The 14,677-nt window shown below is 69.8% G+C and carries 16 protein-coding genes; 6 read left to right on the forward strand and 10 right to left on the reverse strand.

What is annotated here, in order from left to right; translation table 11 throughout:
- Positions 1-20 precede the first annotated feature (20 nt).
- Positions 21-1,025: an NAD(P)H-dependent glycerol-3-phosphate dehydrogenase gene (locus JJ685_RS24045; protein WP_201676890.1), complete on the forward strand. Its 1,005-nt coding sequence runs from the start codon at positions 21-23 to the stop codon at positions 1,023-1,025.
- Between the two features lie 97 nt (positions 1,026-1,122).
- Positions 1,123-1,797, forward strand: coding sequence for a hypothetical protein (locus tag JJ685_RS24050; RefSeq protein ID WP_201676891.1), 675 nt, complete (start codon positions 1,123-1,125; stop codon positions 1,795-1,797).
- A 9-nt stretch (positions 1,798-1,806) separates the two neighbouring features.
- Here the strand turns inward: JJ685_RS24050 and JJ685_RS24055 are convergent, their stop codons facing one another.
- The gene (locus tag JJ685_RS24055) at positions 1,807-2,139 is read right to left on the reverse strand and encodes a thioredoxin family protein (protein ID WP_201676892.1); all 333 of its coding nucleotides are present in this window, start codon (positions 2,137-2,139) and stop codon (positions 1,807-1,809) included.
- A gap of 71 nt (positions 2,140-2,210) precedes the next feature.
- Entirely contained in the window at positions 2,211-2,609 is a 399-nt protein-coding gene (locus JJ685_RS24060) for a PaaI family thioesterase (RefSeq protein ID WP_201676893.1), read from the reverse strand.
- Between the two features lie 83 nt (positions 2,610-2,692).
- Between JJ685_RS24060 and nadC the strand changes: the two genes are divergently transcribed.
- Positions 2,693-3,559, forward strand: a complete 867-nt coding sequence (gene nadC / locus JJ685_RS24065) for a carboxylating nicotinate-nucleotide diphosphorylase (protein ID WP_201676894.1) — start codon at positions 2,693-2,695, stop codon at positions 3,557-3,559.
- A complete protein-coding gene (gene nadA / locus JJ685_RS24070) occupies positions 3,556-4,674 on the forward strand; it encodes a quinolinate synthase NadA (RefSeq protein ID WP_201676895.1) in 1,119 nt (372 codons plus the stop codon). The genes nadC and nadA overlap by 4 nt, the downstream gene beginning before the upstream one ends.
- 3 nt (positions 4,675-4,677) lie before the next feature.
- Here the strand turns inward: nadA and JJ685_RS24075 are convergent, their stop codons facing one another.
- From JJ685_RS24075 to metG, 8 genes are all read right to left on the reverse strand, one after another.
- On the reverse strand, positions 4,678-4,971 hold the full coding sequence (locus tag JJ685_RS24075; protein ID WP_201676896.1) for a putative quinol monooxygenase: 294 nt from the start codon (positions 4,969-4,971) through the stop codon (positions 4,678-4,680).
- A gap of 231 nt (positions 4,972-5,202) precedes the next feature.
- Entirely contained in the window at positions 5,203-5,922 is a 720-nt protein-coding gene (locus JJ685_RS24080; RefSeq protein ID WP_201676897.1) for a hypothetical protein, read from the reverse strand.
- A 43-nt stretch (positions 5,923-5,965) separates the two neighbouring features.
- Positions 5,966-7,549 (reverse strand): L-aspartate oxidase, encoded by a 1,584-nt coding sequence (nadB, locus tag JJ685_RS24085; protein ID WP_330901833.1) that lies wholly within the window; start codon positions 7,547-7,549, stop codon positions 5,966-5,968.
- A gap of 31 nt (positions 7,550-7,580) precedes the next feature.
- Positions 7,581-8,444, reverse strand: coding sequence for a segregation and condensation protein A (locus JJ685_RS24090; protein ID WP_201676898.1), 864 nt, complete (start codon positions 8,442-8,444; stop codon positions 7,581-7,583).
- A 12-nt stretch (positions 8,445-8,456) separates the two neighbouring features.
- Positions 8,457-8,687, reverse strand: coding sequence for a DUF3460 family protein (locus JJ685_RS24095; protein ID WP_201676899.1), 231 nt, complete (start codon positions 8,685-8,687; stop codon positions 8,457-8,459).
- Positions 8,688-8,743: 56 nt separating this feature from the next.
- Positions 8,744-10,396, reverse strand: coding sequence for a SulP family inorganic anion transporter (locus JJ685_RS24100; protein ID WP_201676900.1), 1,653 nt, complete (start codon positions 10,394-10,396; stop codon positions 8,744-8,746).
- A gap of 150 nt (positions 10,397-10,546) precedes the next feature.
- Positions 10,547-10,759, reverse strand: a complete 213-nt coding sequence (locus tag JJ685_RS24105) for a hypothetical protein (protein WP_201676901.1) — start codon at positions 10,757-10,759, stop codon at positions 10,547-10,549.
- 120 nt (positions 10,760-10,879) lie between these two features.
- Positions 10,880-12,961, reverse strand: coding sequence for a methionine--tRNA ligase (gene metG / locus JJ685_RS24110; protein WP_201676902.1), 2,082 nt, complete (start codon positions 12,959-12,961; stop codon positions 10,880-10,882).
- Between the two features lie 73 nt (positions 12,962-13,034).
- On the opposite strand from metG, the gene apbC reads away from it, so the two are divergent.
- Entirely contained in the window at positions 13,035-14,123 is a 1,089-nt protein-coding gene (gene apbC / locus JJ685_RS24115) for an iron-sulfur cluster carrier protein ApbC (protein WP_201676903.1), read from the forward strand.
- A gap of 46 nt (positions 14,124-14,169) precedes the next feature.
- A complete protein-coding gene (locus JJ685_RS24120; RefSeq protein ID WP_201676960.1) occupies positions 14,170-14,676 on the forward strand; it encodes a DUF3305 domain-containing protein in 507 nt (168 codons plus the stop codon).
- Position 14,677 lies beyond the last annotated feature (1 nt).

A 14,677-nucleotide genomic window follows, 5' to 3' on the forward strand; every position in this document is an offset into this window, starting at 1 on the left:
CGGCTTCCGGCGCGCGGGGCATGGACATCCTCGTCCTCGGCGCCGGCGCCTGGGGCACGGCGCTGGCCATCAGCGCCGGGCAACGCCAGCGGGTGACCCTCTGGGCGCGCGACGCGGCGCAGGCCGCGGCCATGGCCGCCCAGGGCGAGAACGCCCATTACCTCCCAGGCCACCGGCTGCCTGCCGGCGTCCGCGTCGCGTCGCGCGCGGAGGGTGAGCCGCGCGCGCTCGCGCAGCGGCACGACCTGGTGATCGTCGCGACGCCCATGGCGGCCCTGCGCCAGATGCTGGTGGAGGTCGCCGGCTGCGGCCGGCCCGTCGCCTGGCTCTGCAAGGGCTTCGAGGCGCCGGTGTCGCATCCCTACGGACTCCTCGGCCACGAGGTGCGCGCAGAAGTCGCGCCGCAGCTCGCGGCCGGCGCCCTCAGCGGCCCCAGCTTCGCGCAGGAGGTGGCCGGCGGCCAGCCGACGGCGCTGGTCGCCGCCAGCGATTCCGCGCCGGTGCGCGACGCCCTGGTCGCGGCCTTCCACGGCCCCGCCATGCGGGTGTACGTCAACGAGGACCTCGCGGGCGTGGAGGTGGGCGGCGCGGTCAAGAACGTGCTGGCGATCGCGACCGGCCTCTGCGACGGGCTGGCGCTGGGGCTGAACGCGCGCGCGGCCCTGATCACCCGGGGCCTCGCCGAGATGACGCGCCTGGGCGCTGCCCTCGGGGCCCGGCCGGAGACCTTCATGGGTCTCTCCGGCCTCGGGGACCTGGTCCTCACGGCGACCGGCGACCTGAGCCGCAACCGGCGCGTGGGGCTCCTGCTCGCCCAGGGGCGCTCGCTGCAGCAGGCGGTGGATTCGCTCGGCCACGTGGCGGAAGGGGTCTACAGTGCCCGGACCGTGCTCGAGCGGGCGCGCCGCCTCGGCATCGAGATGCCGATCGCGGCGGGGGTGGTGGACCTGCTCGACGGGCGAACTTCTCCCCACGATGCGGTCGCAGCCCTAATGGGGCGCGATCCGGCCGCCGAGCGCGGCTGATCGGCTTTTTATTCCTTCGGTTACCTAGGGAGCTTCCCGCCCCCACCGGGCGCGGCGGTGCACTAGCCTGCGGGTCCCCAACGAAGAAGGAATTCCCATGCGCCGGTCCGCCCTTGTCCTGGCCCTTGCCACATCCGCCGCTCTCGTGGCGGCGTGCTCAAGCATGTCCAATCCGTTCTCGAGTTCGAGCAGCGCCTCCGCCAGCCCGATGAGCTTCTTCGTCACCAGCAAGAATCCGGGCAAGGGCGCGGACTTCGGCGGGTTGGCGGGTGCCGACCAGTACTGCCAGTCGCTGGCGAGCGCGGCGGGCGCCGGCGGCAAGACCTGGCGCGCCTACCTGAGCACCACCGGCGCGGGATCCGTCAATGCCCGCGACCGCATCGGGCGCGGCCCCTGGATGAACGCCAAGGGCGAGACGATCGCCGGCAGTGTCGACGAACTGCACGGGACGAACCGGCTCACCAAGCAGACGGCCCTGACCGAGCGCGGCGAGGTCGTGGCGGGGCGCGGCGACGCGGTGAACATGCACGACGTGCTGACCGGCTCGACGCCGGACGGCCGGGCCTCCACGGCCACCGGCGACACCACCTGCGGCAACTGGACCAAGAGCGGGGAAGGCTCCGCGATCGTCGGCCACCACGACCGCACCGGCCTCAACGAGGAGCCGCCGGCGAAGTCCTGGAACTCCTCGCACGGATCGCGCGGCTGCGGGCTGGACGCGCTGAAGGCGACCGGCGGCGACGGCCGGCTGTACTGCTTCGCCGCCAACTGAAGGCGCTGGCTAGGCCCGCACGGCGTCGGTGATCTTCGCCAGCGCCTCGTGCAGTTCCTCCACCCGGGAGGGCCGCACGACGCGGGCTACTTCCCGGCCGTCCTTCAGGAAGACCAGGGTGGGCCACAGCTTCACGCGGAAGCTGCGGCCCAGCGGCCGCCCGGGGCCGTCCTCCACCTTCAGGTAGCGCAGCCCGGGGTGCGCCTCGAGCGCGGCGGCGATCATCGGCTGGGCATTGCTGCACCAGCCGCACCAGTTCGTGCCGAAGTCCAGCACCGTGGGGCCGCTGTACGCGTCCACCTCCGCACGCGGCGGCTCGGTCGGGGCATAAGTCGGGTTCATGGGGCGATTGTCGGACCGCCGGCGCCGCGCGCAGTCAGCGCCTCCCGCCAGAAGCTGTGGGAACGCCGGCGCTAGTCGAGGACCAGCTGCGTCTGCGTGACCACCGAGCACAGCCGGCCCTGCTCGTTGCGCACGGTGGTCTGCCAGACCATCGTGGTCCGGCCCCGGTGCAGCGCGACGCTCTCGGCGGTCACGGTGGTGTTCACGGCCGCGCCGCCGATGAACTTGGTGCTGGAATCCGTGGTGGTCGTGCGCTTGCCGGGCGGCAGGTTCAGCAGCGTGCCCACGGCGCCGAGCGTGTCGGCGAACGCCATGTGCGCGCCGCCGTGCAGGATCCCGCCCGCCGTGCAGAGGTCCGGGCGCACGAGCATCGTGGCGACGACGCGTTCCGGCGTCGCCTCGGTGAGCTTCACGCCCATCAGGCCGGGGAAGAGCGGTTCGAACAGCTGCTGGATCTCGCCGACGTTCATGGGAACCTCCGTGGACGGGGACTGTAGCGCCTGCGGCAGTGGCGCTGCCAGCGGGGGGATACGCCGGCGGTTATGCTTGCCCCATGAGTCCCGTGTTCGATTTCTCCCTTTCCGCGGTCGCGGAACTCGCGCGCAGCGATGCCGCGCGCGCCCTCGCCGAGGACCTGGGCGCAGGCGACCTGACCGCTTCGCTCGTGCCCGCCGGCCGCCGCGCCCGGGCGCGCGTGCTGGCGCGCGAAAGCGCCGTGATCTGCGGCGCGCCCTGGGCCGAGGCCGCGCTGCGCCAGGTCGACCCCGGGCTGCAGGTGCAGTGGCTCGTCGGCGAAGGCGAGCGCTGCGCCGCCGACCAGGTCGTGCTGCAGGTCGAGGGCGCCGCGCGCTCCCTGCTCACGGCGGAACGCACCGCGCTGAACTTCCTGCAGCTCCTGAGCGCCGTCGCGACGAAGACGGCCACCTACGTCGAGGCCGTGCGCGGCACGCGCGCGCGCATCGTCGACACCCGCAAGACGCTGCCCGGCCTGCGGCTGGCGCAGAAGTACGCGGTGCGCACCGGCGGCGGCCTCAACCACCGCATCGGCCTCTACGACGCCGTGCTGATCAAGGAGAACCACATCGCAGCGGCCGGCGGCGTGGTGCCGGTCCTGCAGGCGGCCCAGCGCGTCGCCGGCCACGCGAGCTTCATCGAGATCGAGGTGGAGACGCTGGAGCAGCTGCGCGAGGCGCTGGAGGCCGGGGCGAAGATGGTCCTGCTGGACAACATGGACCTGCCGACGCTGCGCGAGGCGGTCCGCCTCAATGCCGGCCGCGCGATCCTGGAGATCTCCGGCGGCGTCACGCTGGAGCGCCTGCGCGAGCTGGCGGAGACGGGCGTCGACCGCATCTCCATCGGCACCCTGACGAAGGACGTGAAGGCCACGGACTTCTCCATGCGGCTGAAAGAAATCGAATGAGCGTTGTCATCCCGATCAAGGACGTAGAGTACGAGCACCCGCTGCCCGGCAACACCTGCGACACCAAGCACGCCTGGGCGCGCGTGCCCCTCGAGCCGTCGCCGGCCGAGCGCGCGGCGCTGAAGGACAGGATCAAGCGCCTGCTGAAGGAGCGCAACGCGGTCATGGTGTCGCACTACTACGTGCACCCGGACCTGCAGGACCTGGCGGAAGAGACCGGCGGCATCGTCAGCGACTCGCTGGAGATGGCGCGCTTCGGCCGCGACCACCCGGCGCAGGCGCTGGTGGTGTCCGGCGTGAAGTTCATGGGCGAGACGGCGAAGATCCTGTCGCCGGAAAAGCGCGTGCTGATGCCCGACCTGGACGCCACCTGCTCGCTGGACCTGGGCTGCCCGGAGGACGAATTCGACGCGTTCTGCCGCCAGCATCCGGACCGCACCGTGGTGGTCTACGCCAACACCAGCGCCGCCGTGAAGGCGCGCTCGGACTGGCTGGTGACCTCCAGCTGCGCGCTCGACATCGTGCGCGCGCTCAAGGCCAAGGGCCACCGGATCCTGTGGGCGCCCGACAAGCACCTGGGCGGCTACATCCAGCGCGAGACCGGTGCCGACATGGTGTTCTGGAACGGCTCGTGCATCGTGCACGACGAGTTCAAGGCCTTCGAGCTGGCGGACCTGAAGAAGCAATACCCGAACGCCAAGGTGCTGGTGCACCCCGAGTCGCCCGCCGATGTGGTGGCGCTGGCCGATGCGGTCGGCTCGACCTCGGGGATCCTGAAGGCGGCGCGCGAGTTCGACGCCCGCGAGTTCATCGTGGCCACCGACAACGGCATGATGCACAAGCTGCGCACGCTGAACCCGGACAAGGTGTTCATCGAGGCCCCCACCGCGGGCAACAGCGCCACCTGCAAGAGCTGCGCGCACTGCCCCTGGATGGCCATGAACGGCCTGGCGGGCCTGGCCCACGTGCTGGAGACGGGCGCCAACGAAGTGTTCGTGGACCCCGCGATCGTCGAGCGGGCGCGGGTGCCGATCGACCGCATGCTGGCCTTCACGGCGGCGCTGAAGGCGGGGCAGCCCGCCGGCGCGCTGGTGCCGGACATCGGCGCCGCCTGACGCTCAGTTGCAGCTGGCGATGCTCACCGGCAGCGTCTCGATGCGGCGCTCGACCTCCGCGACGAGGGGCTGACCCCGGGCCATCGCCTCCACCACGGTGGGTAGCGACAGCGAGGACTGGTGCGCCTGCGCGCTTTCCCAGGTCTCCACCACCCACAGCGTGTGCTCGTCGTGGATGTCCTTGGCGATGATGTAGTGGATGCACCCGGGCATGGCCTTGCTGCCCTGGACCAGGATGCCCACCAGGGTGTCGCGCTGGCCGGGCAGCGTCTTCATTTTCGAGATCAGGCCGTACAAGGAAGCTCTCCTCGCTGGGCCTCCATGGTAGGACGAATCGGTGCGGCCGGTGCCGCGTCCGCGGGCAGGCGGAAGCGCGACACGGCCGCGCCTAGCTGCTCGGCCCGCGTCTTCACCTCGTGCGCGGAGGCGACCGAGCCGTGCGCCAGCTGAGCGTTGTCGGCGCTCACCGACTCCAGGCCCGCAACGGCGCGCTCCGAGGCGCTCCCGGGACCGCTGCCGAGCCCCGGATCAGTTCGTTTCGGGAAGGGGCGGCAACGCCTGCAGCACCTGCTTCACGGCTGGCGGCAGCTCCAGCACCTCCGGCCGGGTGATCACGCCGATCGCCAGTGCGTCGAGCCCGTCGACCATGGCGCACCTGAAGCCGATGTCCGGCTGCTTGAGGCACTCGAACACGCCCCGGGGAGTGCCGTCCTGCCGGAAGCGGCTCGGGTGGAAGGCGTAGACGATGTCCTCGGCGTTGCGCGGATAGACCGTCCGCTGCAGCAGTTCCGGCGGGTACTTGTCGCCCGTGAGGCTGCGGATCACGTAGGCCATGCGCGGCGACAGCTGCGACAGCGGCTGCTTCGTGTCCGTCGTGTGCGCCCCGTGCAGGCCGACCATGGTCACTGCGATGGGCCGGCCATCGGAGAACGTCCGTTCCGCGCCGCCCAGGAAGATCAGCCCGCAGGCCGACTCGCACCTGCCGGAGACGGAAGTGGGGAGGCCTTCGGAGCGGATGCGGTGGCCGACGTGGTAGCCGTTCCAGAGGTCGCCGCCGGGGCTTTCGTGCAGCAGCACCAGCCGCAGCGGTCCGCGCGCCAGCGCGTTGCGCAGCTCCACCAGTTCGTTGCCGGTGACCGGGCCGGACATGACCAGCACGTCGTCCACCCGGTGGAATTCCATGGCGCGCGCCGGCGCCGCGAGCAGCGGCAGCAGGCAGGCAGCCAGGACGAGGCGGCGGCGCGACATGGACGCCGCGTTATAGCAAGCGCTCGCACGCGCCGCCAGGGGATCAGCCGCCGGGACTCAGCGTCGTGGGCAGCGCCACCGGCGCCAGCTGCGGGTAGTCGCGGCTGAAGTGCAGGCCACGGCTTTCGTGCCGCGACTGCGCCGAGCGCACGATCAGGTCGGCGACCGTCACCAGGTTGCGCAGCTCCAGCAGGTCGCGCGTGACGTGGAAGGCGCTGTAGAACTCCTGGATCTCGCCCTGCAGCAGCCCGATGCGGTGCGCGGCGCGGTCCAGGCGCTTGTTGGTGCGGACGATGCCCACGTAGTCCCACATGAAGCGGCGCAGCTCGTCCCAATTGTGCGAGATCACGACGGCTTCGTCGGCGTCGGTCACGCGGCTGTCGTCCCAGGCGGGCACCGCCGGCGGCGCCGGCAGCGGCGTGGCCAGGATGTCGTTGGCGGCGGAGCGGGCGAACACCATGCACTCCACCAGCGAGTTGCTGGCCAGCCGGTTGGCCCCGTGCAGGCCGGTGTAGGCGGTCTCGCCGATCGCGTGCAGGCCGGCCAGGTCGGTGCGGCCGGACAGGTCCGTGTGCACGCCGCCGCAGGTGTAGTGGGCGGCCGGCACGACCGGGATCGGCTGCTTCGTGATGTCGATGCCCAGCTCCAGGCAGCGGGCGTGGATGTTCGGGAAGTGCTCCCGCACGAACTCCGGCGGCTGGTGCGAGATGTCCAGCAGCACGCAGTCGAGGCCGTGCTTCTTCATCTCGAAGTCGATCGCGCGCGCCACCACGTCGCGCGGGGCCAGTTCCAGCCGCGGGTCGTGGTTCGGCATGAAGCGCGTGCCATCCGGCAGCATCAGCCGGCCGCCTTCGCCGCGCACCGCTTCGGAGATCAGGAAGTTCTTGACGTGGGGGTGGTACAGGCAGGTCGGGTGGAACTGGATGAACTCCATGTTCGTCGCGCGGCAGCCCGCGCGCCAGGCCGCGGCGATGCCGTCGCCGGTCGCCGTGTCCGGGTTGGTCGTGTACAGGTAGACCTTGCCCGCGCCCCCGGTCGCCAGGATGGTGTGCGGCGCGCGGAAGGTGAGCACTTCGTCGGTGTCCTCGTCCAGCGCGTACAGGCCCAGGCAGCGGTTCGGCTGCTGGCCGAGCTTGGCGGCGTAGATCAGGTCCACCAGCATGTGGTGTTCCAGGATCGTGATGTTCGACGTGCGCTTCACGCGTTCGATCAGCGTCCGCTGCACCGCGGCGCCGGTGGCGTCGGTCACGTGCACGATGCGGCGGGCGCTGTGGCCGCCCTCGCGCGTGAGGTGCAGCTGGCCATCCTCCTCGGAGAAGGGCACGCCCAGCTGGCGCAGCCAGGCCACGCTCTCGGGCGCGTGCTCCACCACGAAGCGCGTGGCCTCGGGGTCGGACAGGCCGGCGCCGGCGACCAGGGTGTCGTCGACGTGGCTGTCGAAGCTGTCGCTCGCGTCCATCACGGCGGCGATGCCGCCCTGCGCCCAGCCGCTGGAGCCGTCGGACATCGCGCGCTTGGTGAGGATCGCGACCCGGTGCGTGGGCGCGAGGTGGAGCGCCGCGGACAGGCCCGCGAGGCCGCTGCCGACGATCAGGACGTCGAAATCGCGAGGAATGGCTTGGCTCACGATGTCTCCCGGAAAATCGTTGTGGTGCTGCTCAGGCCGGCTGGTAGGCGAGCCGGACGTAGATCGGCGCGTAGGCTTCGGCCTGCGTCAGCTCGATCAGGGTTTCCTTGGCCAGTTCGAGGGTGGCGATGAAGGTCACGATCAGCACCGGCACGCCGCGGGTGGGATCGAACAGCTGCTCGAACTCGACGAACTTGCGGCCCTGCAGCTTCTTGAGCACCAGGCTCATGTGCTCGCGCACCGACAGTTCCTCGCGCGTGATCTTGTGGTGCTGCACCAGCTTCGCTCGGCGCAGGATGTCGCGCCAGGCTTCCTGCAGGTCCAGGATGTGGACGTCGGGGAAGCGGGGCTGCAGCGACTGCTCGATGTAGACCTGCGCCCGCAGCACGTCGCGGCCCACCTGCGGCATCTCGTTGAGGCGGAAGGCGGCGGCCTTCATCTGCTCGTATTCGAGCAGGCGCCGCACCAGTTCCGCGCGTGGGTCCTCGGCTTCCTCGCCTTCGGCCGTCTTCTTGGGCGGCAGCAGCATGCGCGACTTGATCTCGATGAGCATGGCGGCCATCAGCAGGTATTCGGCGGCCAGTTCGAGGTTGCGCTCGCGGATCTCTTCGACGTACTGCAGGTACTGGCGGGTCACCGCCGCCATCGGGATGTCGAGGATGTTGAAGTTCTGCTTGCGGATCAGGTACAGCAGCAGGTCCAGCGGGCCCTCGAAGGCTTCGAGGAAGATCTCGAGCGCATCCGGCGGGATGTACAGGTCCTGCGGCAGGGCGAACAGGGGCTCGCCGTACAGGCGCGCGAGCGCGACCTGGTCCACCACCTCCGGCAGGCCGATCTCTTCGGCGGCAGTCGGCCGGACCGGCAGTTCCGGCAGGCTGGTTTCGCTGCTGTCCATCGGACCGCGCCGTCAGCGGCGCTGGCGCGGGTCGTCGCCGTAGGCGTAGGGCTTGGCGGGGACGCGCGCCTGCTTCCAGTCGTCGATCTGCTCGCGGTCCAGGTGCTTGTCCCACCAGATCGCCCGGCCGGCGCGCTGCTGCGCCTCCAGGTCGGGCTTCTCCGTCTTGAGCTGCGAAATGAACTCGGTCACGTCGGAGTTGTAGTCCGGGCGGCGGAAGATGCGGAGGAAGAGGCTGGCCATGGGGGGATTTTACTCGTGGGGTCCGGCCGGCCCTTTTGACCGGCGGCAGGGGACGCTCAGGCCGCCACTTCGTCCGAGGCCTGGTGGCGCTCCAGTTCGCCCAGGAAGCCGCTGCGCTCGATCACCCCGCGCGGCTGCTCGTGCAGGTTCTCGATCGCCAGCGACCCCTGCCGCAGCAGCACGACCTTGTGCAGCTGCCGCAGGGCGTCCAGCCCGGAGGTGTCCAGGTGGACCAGGTGCAGGGCGTCCAGCACGACGTCCGATCCGGGCGGCAGGCTTTCCACCGCCTGTACGATGGGATCGATCTTGGCGGTGGCGCCGAAGAACAGCGAGCCGTACAGCTCGTAGCGCAGGCGGCCGTCCTCGGTCGGCACCAGCTCCACGCGGAACAAGGAGCTCATGGTGCGGATGAACAGCACGCAGGCGGCGACCAGGCCCACCTGCACCGCCACGGTGAGGTCGAAGATCACCGTCAGCGCGAAGGTGCCCGTCATCAGCAGGCGGTAGTGGAGGCTGTACCTGGGCAGGTGCGCGAACTCGCGCCACTCGCCCATGTTCCAGGCCACGTAGAACAGGATGCCCGCCAGCACCGACAGCGGCACCAGCAGCGCCAGCGGCCCGGCCAGCAACACCACCGCCGCCAGCGTCAGGGCGTGGACCACGCCGGCGATCGGCGAGGTCGCTCCCGAGCGGACGTTGGTCACCGTGCGGGCGATGGTGCCGGTGGCGGGCATGCCGCCGAAGAAGGGCACCACGAAGTTGGCGATGCCCTGCGCCATGAGTTCCTGGTTGGGGTCGTGCCGCGGCAGGTTGGACACCTGGTCGGCCACGCGCGCGCACAGCAGCGACTCGATGGCCCCCAGCAGCGCGATGGTGAGCGTGGGCGTCACCAGCAGCTTCACCGTCGCCCAGCTGAAGTCCGGCAGCGCGAACGTGGGCAGCCCCGTGGGGATGTTGCCGAAGCGGCTGCCGATGGTTTCCACCGGCAGCCGGAAGTACCAGGCCAGCAGCGTGAGCGAGACCAGGGCCACGACGGGGCCGGGGACGCGCGCGCCGACTTCGCTCGCCTGGTGCATGCCGGGCACCTGTTGCGCCAGCTTCTTCACGGGCGACTGCGCATGCCAGACGCGCGGCCAGACGAACAGGCCGATCAGGCAGAAGCTGCCCAGCCCGAAGGCGTAGGGGTTGAATGAGTCGAGATGGGCGGCGATGGTGCCCAGTTGGGCGAAGAAGTCGGCGGGCATCTTCGCCACCGACAGCCCCATCCAGTCCTTGAGCTGCGAGGCCGCGATCAGCACCGCGATCCCGTTGGTGAAGCCGATGACGATGCTGACCGGCACGTAGCGCACCAGCCGCCCGAGCCGCAGCAGGCCCATGACGAACAGCAGCACGCCGGCGCAGGCGGTCGCGATCAGCAGGTTCGGCAGCCCGTAGCGCTCGAGGATGCCGTAGACGATGACGATGAAGGCGCCGGCGGGGCCGCCGATCTGCACGCTCGATCCCCCGAAGAGCGAGATCAGCAGGCCGGCGATGATGGCGGTCCAGAGGCCGGCTTCGGGCTTGAGGCCGGAGGCGATGGCGAATGCCATCGCCAGCGGCAGGGCGACGATGCCGACCGTGAGGCCGGCGCCCAGGTCGTGGACGAAACGCGGGCGGTCGTAAGCGCGCAGCGCGTCCAGCAGGCGGGGACGAAAGGCGAAGGAAATCAAGGGGGACTCCGGAAATCGAACGGAACGGGCGGGTTCAGTTCGCTGCCGGAGGGCCGCAGTGGTGCAGCCGGGTGATGAAGCGCCTGCGGCGGGAGAGCGGCAGGAGCGGGGTGGACATGGCCGAAAGTTTACGCCTTCGCCGGCGCCGGCCTACTTCCCCTCGTCGCCGCCGGGCAGGACCGCGCCGGCCACCGCGCCGACCGCCTTGCCCGTGAGCGTGACGGTGCCCACCGCGGCATCGACCGCCAGCGAACCGGCGGTGACGGCCAGGCCGGCGGCCGTGCCGGCGACCGTGATGACGGTGCAGCCGGAGAGGCTGAAAGCCACGAGGCCGACGAGGGCTGCGCGAGCGAAATACTGCATGCGCGCCAGCTTAACCGAGCTCCATCGGCCAGGCCGCTGCTTTACGTGGATGCGCAAGCTTTCGCGGCCGGGAGCGCAACACCTTTTGCATCTGGGCGCAGTCCGCGTTGCGCCCGCGCATCAGCGAACCCGCATCCCCGGCTCCGCGCCCGGCCACGGGTTGAGCACGTAGATCCCGCCGGCCTTGTCGTCCGCGTTGCTGGCGGCCAGCACCATGCCCTCGCTCACGCCGAACTTCATCTTGCGTGGCGCCAGGTTGGCCACCATCACCGTCAGCTTTCCGACCAGTTCCTCCGGCTTGTAGGCGGAGGCGATCCCCGCGAAGACGTTGCGCGTCTTGCCCTCGCCGATATCGAGCGTCAGCCGCAGCAGCTTCTTGGCGCCTTCGACGGACTCGCAGTTGACGATCTTCGCGATCCGCAGGTCGACCTTCGTGAAATCGTCGATGGTGATTTCCGGCGCGATCTCCTCGCCCCCGGGCGGCTGTCCGCTCGCCCCCCCGCTGGGGGCGGGCTGGGGTGGCGGCGCGCCTGCGCCGGCTTCCGCGGGAGGCTCGAACAGTGCATCGACCTGCTTCATGTCCACGCGCTGCATGAGATGCTTGTACTCGCCCACCTGGTGCCCCGCGCCCAGGGCCTTCACCGCGTTGTCCCAGTCCAGCGTCCCGCAGTTCAGGAACTTCTCCGCCTCCAGCGCCAGCTCCGGCAGCACCGGCTTCAGGCAGGCCGTCATCACCTTGAAGGCCTCCAGGCACTCCGAGCAGACCCTGGCCGCTTCCTCCCCCTTGCCTTCCTTCAGCAGCTTCCAGGGCGCGGCGGTGTCGAAGCGCGTGTTGACCTGGTCGGCGAAGGCCATCACCTCGCGCAGCGCCTTGCCGAACTCGCGCGTCTCGTACAGTTCCTTCACCGTCGCAACCAGCCCCGCGTGGTTCAGCGCCGAGGCGTCGCCGGCCACCAGCTTGCCCCCCGGCACGAACTTCACCGCGCGGCTGGCGATGTTCACGTACTTGCCGATCAGGTCGGCGTTCACGCGCGCGACGAAGTCGTCGGGGTTGAAGTCCACGTCCTCGACGCGCGAATTCAGCTTGGCGGCGATGTAGTAGCGCAGCCACTCGGGATTCATGCCCAGCGACAGGTACTTCAGCGGATCGATCCCCGTGCCGCGGCTCTTGGACATCTTCTCGCCGCTGACCGTGATGAAGCCGTGCACGTTCACCTGGTCCGGCGTCTTGCGGTCGCTGAACTTCAGCATCGCCGGCCAGAACAGGGTGTGGAAATACACGATGTCCTTGCCGATGAAGTGGACCTGCTCCACCGCCGGATCGGCCACGTACTGCTCGAAGCTCGCATCCGTGCGCGACGCGGGGTGCCAGTGGTTCTTCGCCTGGCCCTTGTCGAAGTGGTTCTTCAGGCTTGCGAGGTAGCCGATCGGCGCGTCCAGCCAGACGTAGAAGTACTTGCCGGGCGCGTCCGGGACCTCGATGCCGAAGTAGGGCGCGTCGCGGCTGATGTCCCAGTCGGCCATCCCGGCCTCGAACCATTCGCCGGCCTTCTTGGCCACTTCGGACTGGAGCTTGCCGTCCTGGGTCCACGCCTTCAGGAACTCGACCACCTCCGGCCTGGAGAGCTGGAAGAAATAGTGCTCGGACGTGCGCAGCTCCGGCCTGGCGCCGGTGAGCGTCGAATAGGGCTCGATCAATTGCGTGGGCGAGTAGACGCTGCTGCACACCTCGCAGGAATCGCCGTACTGGTCCTTCGCGTGGCAGGTCGGGCACTCGCCCTTGATGTAGCGGTCGGGCAGGAACATGCCCTTCACCGGGTCGTAGAACTGCTCGATCGTGCGGCTCGTGATGAGGCCGCTGGCCTTCAGGTGCCGGTAGATCTCCTGCGCCAGCTGGGTGTTTTCCGGGCTGTGCGTGGAGTGCCAGTTGTCGAAGCGGATGTGGAAGCCGTCCAGGTACTGCTTGCGGCCCGCCGCGATCTCGGCGACGAACTGCTCCGGGGTCTTCCCGGCCTTTTCGGCCGCGATCATGATCGGCGCGCCGTGCGCGTCGTCGGCACCGACGAAATGCACCATGCTGCCCTGCATGCGCTGGTGCCGCACCCAGATGTCGGCCTGGATGTACTCCATGATGTGGCCGATGTGGAACTTGCCGTTGGCGTAGGGCAGGGCGGTGGTGACGAAGAGCTTGCGCTGGGGCATGGGGGTTTTCCTGGGGAACCGGGGATTTTATTCGCGACCGCTACACTGGCGGAATTACCCGGAACCAAGGTTTATGGCCACCCAGGAACAGCTGCTTGCCGCCCTCGCGGGCGTGAAGGACCCGAATACGGGCAAGGATTTCGTCAGCACCAAGGCGCTGAAGAACGTGCACATCGAGGGCGGCGACGTCTCCTTCGACGTGGAACTCGGGTATCCCGCCAGGAGCCAGGTGCCCGCGCTGCGCAAGGCGCTGGTCGCGGCCGCCAAGGGCGTGCCCGGTGTCGCCAACGTCTCCGTCAACATCGCGACCAGGGTGGTCCCGCATGCCGTCCAGCGCGGCGTGCAGCTGATGCCCAACGTGAAGAACATCATCGCCGTGGCCTCCGGCAAGGGAGGCGTGGGCAAGAGCACCACGGCGGCCAACCTGGCGCTGGCCCTGGCGGCCGAGGGCGCCAGCGTCGGCGTGCTGGACGCCGACATCTACGGCCCCAGCCAGCCCATGATGCTGGGCATCTCGCGCCGTCCCGAGAGCGAGGACGGCCAGACCATGGAGCCGCTGGAGAACCACGGCGTGCAGGTCATGTCGATCGGCTTCCTGGTCAACCAGGACGAGGCCATGATCTGGCGCGGCCCCATGGCCACCCAGGCGCTGGAGCAGCTGCTGCGCCAGACCAACTGGAAGGACCTCGACTACCTGATCGTCGACATGCCCCCCGGCACCGGCGACATCCAGCTCACGCTGTCGCAGCGCGTGCCCATGACTGGCGCCGTGATCGTGACCACTCCGCAGGACATCGCCCTGATCGACGCCCGCAAGGCCGTCACCATGTTCGACAAGGTCGGCGTGCCGATCCTCGGCGTGGTGGAGAACATGGCGGTGCACGTCTGCAGCAACTGCGGCCACGCCGAGCACATCTTCGGCGATGGCGGCGGCAAGCGCTACGCGCAGGAGAAGGGCATCGACTTCCTGGGCGCGCTGCCGCTGTCGATGCAGATCCGCGAGCAGGCCGACAGCGGCAAGCCCACGGTCGTGGCCGACCCCGACGGCGAGGCCGCCGGCATCTACAAGAGCGTGGCGCGCCAGGTGGCGATCAAGATCGCCGCCAGGGGCAAGGACTTCTCCTCGAAGTTCCCCACCATCACGGTGTCGAAGAACACCTGAGGACACGGCCGTGATCGTGCGCCCCGCCACCGATGTCGCGGTGATCATGCGCAAGGTGCGCACGCACAGCCGCTGGCAGGAATGGAAGTGGGAGCTCGACGACGTCGTCGAGAACGAGGAGGCGTTCGGGACGGAGCCCCGGCTGCTGCACAGCGACCCCGATGGCGAACGCTGGCTGCACCCCGCCTTCCGCGTGGAGCTGTACCGCGACGACGCCGAAGGCTACTACCTGAACCTGAGCTCGCCCGCGCCCTGCTTCTTCGTGCTGTGGCGCATGGACGAAGAGCCGACGCTGGCCGACGAACCGATCGCCCGGCCGGTGATCGTGAGCCTGAGCTACCACGACGCCGGCCGCTGGCTGGACGCGCAGGAGACGGTGGAGCAGGTGCCCGCGCCGCCGGACGTGATCGAGTGGATGCGCGTCTTCGCCGAGGAGCACTACGTGCCCGAGCCGCGCCGGCGCAAGCGCCCGGAGAGCTTCCGCCGCCTGGAAGACCGCTTCGGGCAGCCGGCCTCGGTCAGCACGCACAAGAAGTACGGGCGGGAGAACTGAA

The sequence above is a fragment of the Ramlibacter monticola genome (genome assembly GCF_016722785.1).
GTDB lineage: Bacteria > Pseudomonadota > Gammaproteobacteria > Burkholderiales > Burkholderiaceae_C > Ramlibacter > Ramlibacter monticola.